This window comes from Serratia sp. P2ACOL2 (genome assembly GCF_003691565.1).
GTDB classification, from domain to species: Bacteria; Pseudomonadota; Gammaproteobacteria; order Enterobacterales; family Enterobacteriaceae; genus Serratia; species Serratia liquefaciens.
Map to the genome: position 1 here is coordinate 2,723,888 of NZ_CP033162.1, position 12,646 is coordinate 2,736,533.

11 protein-coding genes are annotated in these 12,646 nt (G+C 56.2%); 2 read left to right on the forward strand and 9 right to left on the reverse strand.

From position 1 onward, the window contains the following. Positions 1-775: 775 nt before the first annotated feature. Both EBA31_RS13245 and EBA31_RS13250 read left to right on the forward strand, forming a co-directional pair. Positions 776-1,405 carry a TetR/AcrR family transcriptional regulator gene (locus EBA31_RS13245; protein WP_122079422.1) on the forward strand — a complete coding sequence of 210 codons (630 nt, stop codon included), beginning with the start codon at positions 776-778 and terminating at the stop codon, positions 1,403-1,405. A gap of 23 nt (positions 1,406-1,428) precedes the next feature. Next, positions 1,429-2,262, forward strand: coding sequence for an IclR family transcriptional regulator C-terminal domain-containing protein (locus EBA31_RS13250; protein ID WP_122079423.1), 834 nt, complete (start codon positions 1,429-1,431; stop codon positions 2,260-2,262). On the opposite strand, the gene EBA31_RS13255 is transcribed toward EBA31_RS13250, so the two are convergent. The 9 genes from EBA31_RS13255 to EBA31_RS13295 all read right to left on the reverse strand — a co-directional run bounded on the left by EBA31_RS13255 (position 2,259) and on the right by EBA31_RS13295 (position 12,636). Further along, a complete protein-coding gene (locus tag EBA31_RS13255; RefSeq protein WP_122079424.1) occupies positions 2,259-3,596 on the reverse strand; it encodes a D-serine ammonia-lyase in 1,338 nt (445 codons plus the stop codon). The two genes, EBA31_RS13250 and EBA31_RS13255, sit on opposite strands and share 4 nt — an antisense overlap. Positions 3,597-3,806: 210 nt before the next feature. Beyond that, on the reverse strand, positions 3,807-4,277 hold the full coding sequence (locus EBA31_RS13260; protein WP_122079425.1) for a VOC family protein: 471 nt from the start codon (positions 4,275-4,277) through the stop codon (positions 3,807-3,809). A gap of 14 nt (positions 4,278-4,291) precedes the next feature. Then, positions 4,292-4,645 carry a DUF1428 domain-containing protein gene (locus tag EBA31_RS13265; protein ID WP_122079426.1) on the reverse strand — a complete coding sequence of 118 codons (354 nt, stop codon included), beginning with the start codon at positions 4,643-4,645 and terminating at the stop codon, positions 4,292-4,294. Between the two features lie 113 nt (positions 4,646-4,758). Beyond that, entirely contained in the window at positions 4,759-6,201 is a 1,443-nt protein-coding gene (locus EBA31_RS13270) for a GGDEF domain-containing protein (protein WP_048758821.1), read from the reverse strand. A 310-nt stretch (positions 6,202-6,511) separates the two neighbouring features. Further along, positions 6,512-8,206 carry an alpha-glucosidase gene (locus EBA31_RS13275; protein WP_122079427.1) on the reverse strand — a complete coding sequence of 565 codons (1,695 nt, stop codon included), beginning with the start codon at positions 8,204-8,206 and terminating at the stop codon, positions 6,512-6,514. Positions 8,207-8,226: 20 nt separating this feature from the next. Then, positions 8,227-9,342: an ABC transporter ATP-binding protein gene (locus tag EBA31_RS13280; protein ID WP_122079428.1), complete on the reverse strand. Its 1,116-nt coding sequence runs from the start codon at positions 9,340-9,342 to the stop codon at positions 8,227-8,229. Positions 9,343-9,404: 62 nt separating this feature from the next. Beyond that, positions 9,405-10,766, reverse strand: coding sequence for an alpha-glucosidase (locus EBA31_RS13285; RefSeq protein WP_122079429.1), 1,362 nt, complete (start codon positions 10,764-10,766; stop codon positions 9,405-9,407). Positions 10,767-10,798: 32 nt separating this feature from the next. Beyond that, positions 10,799-11,644, reverse strand: a complete 846-nt coding sequence (locus tag EBA31_RS13290; protein ID WP_020826988.1) for a carbohydrate ABC transporter permease — start codon at positions 11,642-11,644, stop codon at positions 10,799-10,801. After that, on the reverse strand, positions 11,641-12,636 hold the full coding sequence (locus tag EBA31_RS13295; protein ID WP_020826989.1) for a carbohydrate ABC transporter permease: 996 nt from the start codon (positions 12,634-12,636) through the stop codon (positions 11,641-11,643). Before EBA31_RS13295 ends, EBA31_RS13290 begins: the two co-directional genes overlap by 4 nt. Between the last annotated feature and the right edge of the window lie 10 nt (positions 12,637-12,646).

Genomic DNA, 12,646 nt, shown 5'->3' on the forward strand with positions numbered 1-12,646 from the left:
CCTTGGTTTAGCTACCGTTGCAGGTGGGCTTTATCAAGTGAAACCCGTGTCAAAGCGGCTCTGGGCCTGATGTTCCCGTTTACCGAGCATACCAAATGGAGCAAGTCAGCCTGAGCCAGGACATTACGCTGGCTTTTGCAACCCTCCGGCTTTTTTTGTCTGTCTGGCTTCAATATTTCACCTGCTATTGTGCCATTAACCGCGGATACCCAATTCGACTTGCCGATAATATCCTTGCTTTGATATCAATGAAGACACTCCCGGCATTGAAGTTTCTTGCCCTCTCCCTCACTTTGTTCAGATCGCTTCCTTCTTAATCATCTTCATAACAATGAATATCAAAACCGTAGGAGGCTAGAAAAGACAGTGAAAACGAGCATCAGTACAAATCACCGTCAGCGGCGGGTGGCTTACTTTTTCTCCTCTGAATTAAGATTTTTATGCAAAAATGTCATATCTAAAGAATTAATCAACTCGCCCACGCGGCGGAAATTAAAAATTAACACCAAGCTTTTGCATTTCCTTTTCGGTACGTTATCTAACCTCCCCTATTCCATGTTCTGTTGCCTAAACTTTAAAAAACCAGAGGGGATATATCATCACATACAGATATAATCCCGATGCGCCATTATTATTACTGCGTAATCTGACGGTGGTTCAACATGATGAGCTTCGCAAAGCGCTAACGCGCCAGATTGTATTGCCGGCGAACCCCGGTTAATCTTAACCGGTGCCCTCCAAAAGATAAGTGACTGATGTTTTGAAGAATGACGAGATGCCCGCCACCAAGCGCAAAAATGACCCCGTTGGCCTGAAACAGCGCATTTTCGCTGCGGCGCTGAGCGAGTTTGCTGAAGCCGGCCTTAAAGGCGGTCGCATGGAGAACATCGCCGAGCATGCGGCCACCACCAAACGTATGGTGGTATATCATTTCAAGAATAAGGAGTCGCTCTACATAGAGGTGTTGGAGCATGTCTATCAGCATATCCGCGCGCATGAATCGGGCCTGGATCTGCACGCATTGCCCCCGGTTGAAGCCATGGCCCGTCTGGCAGAGGAAAGCTTCAATTACCATGCTGAGCATCCTGACTTCATCCGCGTTATCTGTATGGAGAACATGATGCGCGGCCAGTACATTCGCCAGTCGCTCCGCATCAAGGCGCTGAATCAAAGCGCACTGACCTTGCTTGAGGATATTTTGCAGCGAGGTAAACAAGCGCAACTGTTTATTGCGGACGTCAGCGCTACAGATGTGCACCGTTTGATCAGCAGCCTGTGTTTCCACTATGTGGCCAACCGGTATACCTTCAATACGCTGTTCGAAAGCCATGAAGCTGCTGAAGATCAGGTGATCCGTAATCGTCGATTGACCGTCATGGCAACGCTGCGCTATGTAACACTGTAAGTGCCAACCAGGGAGCCTGTGTGATGACCAAAACCGCTGGCGGAGAAGAAATTTCCGCACCTGATGCTTTACTGTCCCCTGCCAGTGGCGATCCTTTCAAGGGCGATCCCAATTTTATGGCGTCGCTGGCGCGCGGTCTTGAGGTGATCCAGGCTTTTACCCCGCAGCGCCGCCTGATGTCCATTTCCCAAATCAGCCAGAAAACCGGTATTCCGCGCGCGGCGGTGCGCCGCTGCCTGTATACGCTTAACAAATTAGGCTTCGTCTACGCGCAGGACGGCAAGAATTTTGAGCTGCGTCCGCGCATTCTGACGCTGGCCCACGCCTATCTTGGCGCCACACCGCTGGCTAAAGCCACCCAGCCGGTGCTGAAACACATCAGCCAGTTGTTGAATGAGTCCTGCTCCATCGCCACGTTGGACGGCGACAATATTCTGTATATCGCTCGCGCCTCTGCCGAGCGCATTATGACAATTGATCTGAACATAGGCAGTCGCCTACCGGCATTCGCCACCTCAATGGGCCGCGTGCTATTAAGCCATTTGCCACCCGATAAGCTTGATGATTACCTGCAGCGCATCAGCCTGGTGCGCTATACGCAATACACTATCGGTTCGATCGACAAACTGCGCGACGAGCTGGATAAGGTTCGCGCGCAGGGTTATGCGATAAACGATCAAGAACTGGAGATTGGTCTGCGTTCGATTGCCGTGCCAATCGCCTCGCTGGATGGGCGGGTCACCGCCGCATTAAACGTGGGTGTGCAGGCCGGTCATGTCCCGCTAAGCGAGCTGACCGACCGCATCTTGCCGATCCTGTTGGAAGGCGCGCAGGAGCTTTCGTTACTGAGCCATTAAAGGGATTGCTGAGCCGCAGCCAGGTATTTCGCCATCTCCGCTTCCGGCACCATGCCGCCGCCGGTTGCCCACACCAGGTGAGTAGCATGGTTCATCTGCTCCTCATTCAACCCCTGGCTCGCCAACCACTCCGCATCGGCCGCTACGCGCCATGGCCCTGGCATGCCGGCTAATGCCGAAGGCTCAAGCTGAATATGTTCATGTCGATCCAACAGGCCTAACAGCGCAAACATCTCAGCATCGCTCAGGGTATAGAACCCCGCAAGCAGACGTTCCATCGCACGGCCGACAAAACCGGAGGCGCGCCCCACCGCCAATCCATCCGCGGCGGTCTGGTTGTCGATACCCAGATCCTGGACCGAGATACCGTCGTGCAGCCCGGTATGTACACCAAGCAGCATGCAAGGCGAATGCGTCGGCTCGGCAAAGATGCAACGTACGTGGTCCCCGAAGGCCAGTTTCAAGCCAAATGCCACTCCGCCAGGACCGCCGCCGACGCCACAGGGCAGATAAACAAACAAAGGATGCTGAGCATCGACCCGAATGCCGCTCTCGGCAAACTGGCGTTTCAGCCGCCCACCGGCCACGGCATAGCCCAGAAACAGCGTTTGCGAGTTTTCGTCATCGATGAAGAAGCAGCGTGGATCGCTCGCCGCCTGCAAACGACCCTGTTCAACGGCGACCCCATAATCTTGTTCATATTCCACCACGTTGACGCCGTTATCGCGCAGCTTTTGCTTTTTCCATTCGCGGGCATCCGCCGACATGTGCACGCTGACGCTAAAGCCGAGGCGAGCGCTGATAATGCCGATTGACATGCCTAGGTTACCAGTCGACCCTACGGCAATGCGATAGCCACCGAAAAACTCGCGGAACTCCGGCGAAAACAGCTTGGCGTAGTCATCCGTCAACTGCAGCAGCCCGGCTTCCAGAGCCAGCTTTTCCGCATGCGCCAGCACCTCGTAAATACCACCGCGAGCCTTGATCGAACCGGAGATCGGCAGATGGCTGTCTTTTTTAAGCAGCAACCGCCCGCCAAGCGTTAGGCCATAGCGTTGATTCAATGCCGTTTGCATCGCAGGCAGAGCGACAACTTCAGACTCGATCACGCCTTGTGTTGCACGGGTTTCCGGAAAAGCGGCGCTGAGATAAGGCGCAAAACGCGCCAGACGCTGCTGGGCGTCAGTCACGTCCGCGGCACCAAGACCGACGTAGGGCAGCCCGACCTGCAAAGTCGTCGCTTGCGGGTTAAACCAGGTCACCGGCTTAAGGTCGATCAGCTCCTGCACCAGCGGGAATTGCGTCACTAATTGCTGAATCTGTGTCTTTTCCATTGTTATTCTCTGCGCTGCAAAAAGGTTAGCCCTAGAGTGCAGCGATTCGCCTGAGCTGACAAATGATAAAAAATCAGCCTTACATGAGCAGTATTGATGCAATAAGGTGATTTACGTCAATTTATAAACTTTAGGTAGGTTTTGAATGATAATGAATCACCTATAACGCCCCGCAGCCAAACCTGCTGCGGGGCATTTGCCAAGGCTATATTATTCACGAGCCGCCGCTTCCAATCCGGCAATGTCCAGTTTGACCATCTGTAGCATCGCTTCGGTGACCCTTTTCACCTTCAGGCTATCGGGGTCATTCATCAGCTCCGTCAGCCGCTTGGGCACAATTTGCCAGCTCAATCCCCACCGGTCGCGCAACCAACCGCACTGTTCGACGCTGCCACCGTCGCTCAGCGCTTCCCACAGTCGATCCACTTCCGCCTGATCCGCACATTCGACCATGATGGAAAAGCTGTGATTGAACGGATCCAGGGGGCCGGCTTCAATCGCCGCATAGCGCTGATCGCCGAGAATAAAAGTCGCCAGTTTCACGCTGCCTGCCGGGCCGCTGGGGGTGTCGGCGGGCAAGGTAGAGTGCCAGGTCAGGGAGGAGCCGGGGATCAAATCTATGTAACAGCGTAGTGCGGCATCCATGTCTTTCTCAAACCAAAGATGTTGGGTGATTTTCACGATATCCCCCTCCGCTATTGATCCAGGATAGGTTCGAAACCGCCGAAAATCATGCGCTTGCCGTCAAATGGCATTTGGTCACCCAAGGCTTTCATACGCGGATCCGCCATCATCTTCTGGTTGGCATCGTCACGCACCGCCTTGGAGGGGTACTCAATCCAGCTGAACACCACCACCTCATCGGCTTCGGCCTTTACTGCGCCGCGAAAATCGGTCAGTTTGCCGTCGGGGACGTCATCGCCCCAACATTCCACGACCCGCGTGGCACCGAACTCTTTGAACAAGGGTGCCGCCGCAGCCGCCAGTTTTAAGTACGCCTCCTTATTGGCGGCCGGCACCGCCACTACAAAGCCATCAACATATTTCATAGGAGATTCCTCTTGTCGATTCGACAGTCGGGGTGGCGCCGGCGGAGTTGCCGGTGCCCTCTACCATTTTAGACCCCATTAGTGGGGTCAACCATTCACAGGGCGCAGGGGTTTCAGAGGTCGGTATAAGCGCGGGAGAGTAATTCTGGCGTGGCGACCCGATTGCGGCCGCTGTTTTTAGCTTTGTAAACCGCCAGATCGGCGATTTTCAGCAGGTTGTCCAGGTTTTGGCCTGACCCACCAATGCAGGTAACCATGCCGATACTGACGGTAATTTGCAACGAGGTTCCGGCGGGCATGGTGATGGATTCGATTTCCACACGACGGCGCAGCCGCTCGGCCAGTGACAGTGCGTCCTGCTGCTGGGCTATCGGCGCAACAATGGCAAACTCTTCCCCACCCATGCGACCAAACAGGTCCTGATCGCGTAGATCAGCGGTAATGGCTCGCGTGAAGGACAGCAGCGCCGCGTCACCGCCGGCGTGGCCAAAACGATCGTTGATCGACTTAAAGTAGTCGATATCCAGCATCATGATGCAGACGTGTTCCCCTTTCTGGCTGACCAGCTTGGTACCGCGCTGCATAAACGCGCTGCGGGTTAATACGTGGGTCAATGCATCGTGATTCGCCACATGTTCCAGCCTGCGCAACAATGCATTGCGGGCATAGTTCATGCTGGCAACGGCGATCGGGCCCAACGCCAACAAAGCCACGCCAAGCCGCATCGACACCGTATTCTGCAACAGCTTCATGTCGAGATTGGTCGCAATCAGCCCCATGTCGATGGCGAAATGGCACCACAATACATAGGCCAGCACCGCGATCATGGTGCTGAACAAGGAGAAGGTCATTGCCAGCCACAACAGGATCGGCATCGGGAAAATCACCGCACCGGGGCCGCCGATCAGGACGCTGCAAATGCACGCCACCAGCAGCAGGATTAACACCGCCATTTTTCTACAGATGCTGTACCACTGGCTGCGGCGGAACACCGCCTGGTTAAGGCTATGCAGGTAGCCTTTCCAGTCGGTGGGGAAAGTCAGGATAAACGGCATCAGGGTAATGTAATGGGTAAACTCCGAAGACAGCCACAGCGCCATGGCGGGCAGGAATTGGCGGTCGAAAAGCAGCACCGAAGCCCCGGCACCGACTAACCCCGTGGCGGTCGCGCTCGTCAGGCAGATGGCGAACAGAAAAATGCTGGACGAGGTGCGTTCCAGCGTTCTGACCTGCGGCGACAAACGCATAAACAGGAAAAACCCGACCGCGACACCGGTAATGTTGGCGCCATTGAGCAATGCGGCTTTCACGACCGTGCTGCCGGTGATCAGATCCGCCGCCATATACCCCAGAATCGCCATCAGCCAACCCCAGGGGCTGGCCAGCGCCGGATAACGCACCAGCAGCGCCAGCAGCACCGCATTGGCCGGCCAAAACGAGGACAACAGCCCGGTGGGCCGGCTCACAATGCCAAACAGGCACAGGCCGAACACCAGCAGGAATACGATTAATGCGTGCTGTAATTTTGTGGCACCAGGTAACTCAGTGGTGTGCATCTTGCTTCCAGAAGCTTGCAAAAAATACGAAAAATCCTGTCTGCATGACGGCGTCCAACCCGCTGGCCAGCATGCCTGACGTCGCACGCAAAATGTGCTGTCAGACAGATATTATTGCCAGTTTTCACCGGACTGGCATCAGCTAATTGAAAATTTAAAAATATTATTATGTTTCAAGCTGTCACGCGGTGATCTGGAGAGGAGAGTGGATTCAAATGCGGAGGGCTTGCAACGCTACGGCCAATGACGGGCATTTCTGAGGGATATCTCCCCGGATGCCGCCAACCGGCTCCGGGAAGGTCAATCAGGATTAAATACCTTCCGTTGCTTCTGCCTGCTGATAGATCCTGGCTTCATAAGGGCGCAGCGTTAACCACTCGCCATTGTCCTGATAATTGCCCAGTAGCCACTGCCACGGACCGGCTGGCATGGCCTGCGGGTCGACCTGCTGTGGTTCACCACTCAAATTACAAAGCACCAACCTCTGCTGTGTACCCACGGTGCGGCTATAAGCGTAAATATGCGGATGTTCCGCCAGTTGTAACTGATAGCGACCTTCGATCCACACAGGATCCTGCTTGCGCAGACGGATTAGCGCCCGATAGAAATTCAGTACCGAATCGGCTTCTTCGCGCTGACGCGCCACGTTGATCTGCGGATAGTTGGCATTGACCGCAAACCAGGGCGCGGCTGAGCTGAAACCGGCGTTGGCGCTGTCGTCCCACTGCATTGGCGTGCGCGAGTTATCGCGTCCGCTGCGGCCCAGAAACGCCAGGATCTGCGCCTCGTCCATGCCCTGCTCGCGCAGCTTGGCAAAACGGTTTCTGGCGGCAATATCGTTAAAATCGGCCAGGCTATCGAAGCGGGTATTGGTCATCCCCAACTCCTGCCCCTGGTAGATAAACGGTGTTCCCTGCATCAGGAAATACATCGCGGCGATGGCAGTGGCGCTTTCGCGCCAATACTGCTTATCGTCGCCCCATTTCGACACCACGCGCGGGATATCGTGGTTTTCAACATACAGAGCATTCCACCCCTTGCCCTCCAGCAGCGTCTGCCAGCGGGTAAAGATGTCTTTCAGGCCCAGCACGTCTGCTCCGGCATGCGGCGAATGCTGGTGGTTGTTTTCCCACAGCTTGACGTGCTCGAACTGGAAGATCATGTTCAAACGGCCGTGCTGCTCGCCCACCCAGTCTTCACCCTGCTCCGCCGAAGCCCCGTTCATTTCGCCCACCGTCATGATGTCATAGCGATTAAACACCTGTTCGCACAGGTCATCGACATACTCCAGCAGGCCCTCATAGTTCAGATGCCGCTCGAAAGACGGCACGTAACGCAGCCCAAGCGGATTGGGCATGTCGGTCAGCCCCGGCTGCTTTTTCATATGGCAGATGGCGTCGATGCGGAAACCGTCAATGCCCTTATCCAGCCACCAGCGCATCATGTCGTACAGCGCCGCACGTACCTGCGGGTTTTCCCAGTTCAGGTCCGGTTGACGCTCCGAGAACAGATGAAGGAAGTATTGCTCGCTGCCGGGGTCATATTTCCAGGCCGAGCCGTTGAAAATACTCTCCCAGTTGTTGGGTTCCGCGCCATTTTTACCGTCACGCCAGATATACCAATCGCGTTTGGCACTGGCTTGAGATGATCGGGACTCAATAAACCACGGATGTTCGTCAGACGTGTGGTTAACCACCAGATCGAGTATCAGCCGCATTCCCCGGGCGTGTACTTCGGCCAGCAGGCGGTCAAAGTCGTCCATGGTGCCAAATTCGGTCATTATGGCCTGATAATCACTGATATCGTAGCCATTGTCGTCGTTCGGCGAGCGGTACATCGGACAGATCCAAATCACGTCGATACCCAGCCACTGCAAGTAATCCAATTTGGCCGTAATGCCATTCAGGTCACCTATACCGTCACCGTTGGAGTCCATAAAGCTGCGCGGGTAGATTTGATACACCACCGCCTGCTTCCACCACTGTACTGTCTGCCCACCGCTCATGGCTGTGCTTCCTTAATAAATTAATGCGCCTGCGCCGAGGACAAAATGCGCTGAAACGCCCGACCTTGACGGTCAAACAGATAACAACACTCTACCGGCAGCCGCACGCCGACGGTATCGCCGGCCTGGATGCTGGAGCGCTCGGGATTGCGCAGCACCCAGGGTTCACCGGCGTTGCCGTTGTCCAGATAAAGGTAGGTTTCATTCCCCATGTGTTCGACAAACATCACCTCGCCCTGAAACTCGCACTCCGCGCGTTCGCCCCCCCGAATATGCTCCGGGCGGATACCGACATTGACGCTCTGGCCTTCCGCCTCGGTCGGCGTGGCGATCGGCAGGACCAGCGCCTTGCCGTTATCCAGTTCGACCACGCTTTGCTGCTCACCGGCGCGCCGCAAAATCGCCGGGATCAGGTTCATCTTCGGCGAGCCGATAAACTGCGCGACAAATTCATTAGCCGGTTGATCGTAGAGCTCCAGCGGCGTGCCGACCTGCTCGACGTGGCCCTGGTTCAGTACCACGATGCGATCCGCCAAGGTCATGGCTTCAACCTGGTCGTGGGTGACATAAATAATGGTCGATCCCAACCGCTTATGCAGCGACGCCACTTCCATCCGCATTTGCACCCTCAGCGACGCATCGAGGTTGGACAGCGGTTCGTCGAACAAAAACAACTTGGGTTCGCGTACGATGGCGCGGCCAATCGCTACCCGTTGCCGCTGCCCGCCCGAAAGATCCTTTGGACGCCTATCCAGTAGCGGCTCGAGCTGTAAAATACGTGCGCTCTCGCGTACCCGGCTGTCGATTTCAGCCGCAGAATGGCCCGCCAACTCCAGCGCAAAGGCCATGTTTTTATAAACGCTCATGTGCGGATAAAGCGCGTAGGACTGGAACACCATGCCGATGCCGCGTTCCGCCGGCGTGTCGTCGTTAACGTAGTTGCCATCGATATACATGCCGCCGCTGCTGATCTCCTCGAGTCCGGCGATCATCCGCAGCAGGGTTGATTTTCCGCATCCGGAAGGGCCGACGATCACCACAAATTCCCCGCTGTTGATTTGCAGATCCAGCGATTTGATAACCTCTGCGTTTGCGCCGTAGCGTTTTTGCAGTTTTTCAAGCGTAAGTTGCGCCATATTCCTCCCGTTTACCCCAGTTGGCATGCTGCGGGGCGCCGATATGCGCCCCGCTATCCGGCTTATTTCAGGTAATCAAGCCACGGGCTCTGGCGTGAGATCATCACGTCTACCAGCTCGGGGATCGCGCGGCATTTGTCGTTGACCGAATCCACCAACAGCGCCTGGATCACCAGATCGCGAGAGCCTTCAATCACCGCGTCAGCGGTCAGGTCATGAATGGCAATCTGGTTGCTGAGCAGCCCGCCGATACCGGCCGGCATAGCCACTTTGATACCGTGCACCCCTTTGCGATCGATGATCGCCGGCACCTCCACCGCAATAAAGTCTGGCAGCTGTTTGATAAAGCCCTGGTTCGGTATATTGACCGCCGACTCTTCATAGCCGGAATCGGTCAGGATCCCTTCCATGATCGGCACCACGCGCTCTTTCAGCTTCAATTCAATTTTCGGCTGCACCTGCCCCAGGTAATTGCGGTAGAAGGTGTAGAAATCGAGAATGCCGCGATGATCGCTGACCTCGCTGGCCCAGCGGATGTATTCGCCAAAGTGGCTGTCGCCGGTGATTGGCAGGTGGTGGAATTTCTCCAGAATTTCCTTGAACAGGGTGCGGTCAGCCCAGGGATAAGCGCTGTCTTTGCCACCCAACGCATCACGCTCAGTGCTGCCTTCGGTCTGCACCAATTTACCGTGGGTGCGGGTGTACGCCAGGATGTCGCTGTAGCCCGGCAGGCGGGAGAAATAGTCCGGTGCCTTGGCACGCACGTCACCATAGGCATCTTTGCCGCTGTCCTTGTAGCTGGCCTCCAGCAACACGCTGAAGTGGTTAAGCCCGGCGGCGCGCAGGTTAAGGTTTTCAAACGGCGTGCCGAGCATTTCCGGCAAATAGCGCTCAAGTGAGGCGATTTCGTGGCACATACCGACGAAATTCAGCTGCGGGAAGCGACGGTGCACGGTGGTGCAAATGCGGCTCATCGGGTTGGAATAGTTAAATATCCAGGCGTTGGGGCAGATGTCGGCAACGTCGGCGCAAATGTCGAGGATCGGCGGAATAATCCGCAGCGAGTGAAACAACCCGCCGGGGCCGCCATTTTCACCGTACACCTGCTGGATACCGTACTGCTGAGGGATCTGCCAGTCGAGATCCCACAGCGCAAAACGGTCGCCCACTTCGATGGAAATAATCACAAACTCCGCCCCTTTCAGTGCAGTTTTGCGATCGGTGGTGGCGCTGACGGTAAACGGCAGGTCTTCCGCAGCCAGAAAGTCTCGGGCGGTTTTCTCGGTCACCGCCAGAGCGGAAGGATTGATGTCGTGCAGCACAATCTCACTGCCGTACAGCGTTTTGCTCTGGAAGATATCCCCCAGCGTGCCGTAGCCGAATTGCGCACTGCCCGCTCCCACTAAAACGATTTTTGTAGCCATTACTTTTCTCCTGCTTCAGGGTTAATCGAAAATCAGCCTTTTACTGCGCCGTTGGTTAATCCGCTGACGATGCGGCGCTGGAAAATCAGGACCAGTGCGATGATCGGCAGTGTGACGATGACCGAGGCCGCCATGATGGTGCCCCAGGGGAGTTCAAACTGAGAGGCGCCCTGCAGCATGCCGATGGCGACCGGCACGGTGCGCTTGCCGCTGGAAATGACGAACGTCAGGGCGAACATGAATTCATTCCAGGCGCCGATAAAGGCCAGCAGTCCGGTGGTCACCAGTGACGGCCCCATAATGGGCGCGAAGATGCGGGTGATGATGGTCCAGGTACCGGCACCGTCGACGATCGCCGCCTCTTCCAGCTCCGCCGGGATCGCCTTCATAAAGGTGGTCAACACCCAGACGGTAAACGGCAGCGAGAAGGTGGTATAGGACAGCACCAGAGCGCCCAGGGAGTCGTACAGCCCCATAAAACGCACCAACTCAAACATGCCGGACAACACCGCCACCTGCGGGAACATCGAGACACAAAGAATGGTGAACAGCAGATACTTACGGCCGCGAAAACGGATACGCGCCAGAGCAAAAGCGGCGGTGATCGACACCAGCAGGCAAATGCCTACCGTCAGCGTCGCCACGACAATGGAGTTCAGCAGGCTGCGGGCAATGCCATTTTCCATCAATGCGGTCAGATAATTGCCCCAGTGCAGATTGCCCGGCAGATAAGCAACCTGGAACAGATCCTGCCCGGAACGCAACGAGGTGATCAGCGCGTAGTAGAACGGAAACAGGCAGATCACACTGGCCAAGGCGGCCGCGGCGAAGATCAGCGTTTTATGGCCGTATTTCTGCTGTTGGCGGCTCAGTTTCATGCTTGTTTCTCCTTGTCGTTCAGGCGGCCCAGCGTAAGGAAGCAAGCGGCGATCCCCGCCACCATCATAAAGACCAGTACCGATGCGGCAGAGCCGGAGCCCATTTCCTGATAGCTGACCATGCGATCCCGGGCGTAGCCGGACACCGATACCGTGGCTTCGCTGTTGGAAGTCAGCACGTAAATCAGATCAAATACCCGTAGCGCATCCATCACCCGGAAAATCAGCGCGACGATCATTGCCGGCATAATCAACGGCAAGGTGATGCGGCGGAACCGTTGCCAGGCATTGGCACCGTCGACGCGGGCGGCCTCATACAGATCGCCGGGGATCAGTTGCAGCGCCGCCAGCAACATCAAGGCCATAAACGGCGTGGTCTTCCACACGTCGGCAATCACCACCGCCCACATTGACAGCCCCGGCTCCGCTACCCAGGCCAAGGGCGTGGCGATAATGCCGGTTTTAAGCAGCAGGTCGTTCACCACGCCGTACTGATCGTGGAACATCCAGCCCCACATTTTGGCGGACACGATGGTCGGAATGGCCCAGGGCACCAAAATGGCGGTGCGCACCAGCCCCTGGCCGCGGAATTTTTGATTCATCAGCAGCGCCAGCAGCATGCCGAACACCAGTTCCAGCGATACCGACAGCAAACTGAAGCGCAGCGTGTTGCCTACCGCCAGCCACCAAAGCGGATCCGCCAACACCCCGTAGTGGTGACCACCCTCAGTCAGATCCAGATAGTTGGCGAAGCCGACAAACCGATAATCGTCCGGCGCGTCCAGCATGGCATCGGTAAAGCTGTAAAACAGGGTGCGCAGCAGCGGCCAGCCGGCTACCACCGCCAGCAGCAACATCGCCGGTGCCACCAGTAACCAGGCGATGCGGCTGCGCCGCTGTTGGTGATTCAGTTTGCTGCGCCTGGCCGGCAGCACCTGGGCTGACTCATCAGGGGTAGCCGTCAGGGATAAAGCGTGCGTATCGCGTTTCATGCATCAGACT

Bases quoted from the DNA above. Each gene is read 5' to 3' on its own strand.
- EBA31_RS13270 (WP_048758821.1), bottom strand. From the start codon at position 6,201: ATGCACACCACTGAGTTACCTGGTGCCACAAAATTACAGCACGCATTA.
- EBA31_RS13280 (WP_122079428.1), bottom strand. From the start codon at position 9,342: ATGGCGCAACTTACGCTTGAAAAACTGCAAAAACGCTACGGCGCAAAC.
- EBA31_RS13295 (WP_020826989.1), bottom strand. From the start codon at position 12,636: ATGAAACGCGATACGCACGCTTTATCCCTGACGGCTACCCCTGATGAG.
- EBA31_RS13285 (WP_122079429.1), bottom strand. From the start codon at position 10,766: ATGGCTACAAAAATCGTTTTAGTGGGAGCGGGCAGTGCGCAATTCGGC.
- EBA31_RS13275 (WP_122079427.1), bottom strand. From the start codon at position 8,206: ATGAGCGGTGGGCAGACAGTACAGTGGTGGAAGCAGGCGGTGGTGTAT.
- EBA31_RS13245 (WP_122079422.1), top strand. From the start codon at position 776: ATGCCCGCCACCAAGCGCAAAAATGACCCCGTTGGCCTGAAACAGCGC.
- EBA31_RS13255 (WP_122079424.1), bottom strand. From the start codon at position 3,596: ATGGAAAAGACACAGATTCAGCAATTAGTGACGCAATTCCCGCTGGTG.
- EBA31_RS13265 (WP_122079426.1), bottom strand. From the start codon at position 4,645: ATGAAATATGTTGATGGCTTTGTAGTGGCGGTGCCGGCCGCCAATAAG.
- EBA31_RS13250 (WP_122079423.1), top strand. From the start codon at position 1,429: ATGACCAAAACCGCTGGCGGAGAAGAAATTTCCGCACCTGATGCTTTA.
- EBA31_RS13290 (WP_020826988.1), bottom strand. From the start codon at position 11,644: ATGAAACTGAGCCGCCAACAGCAGAAATACGGCCATAAAACGCTGATC.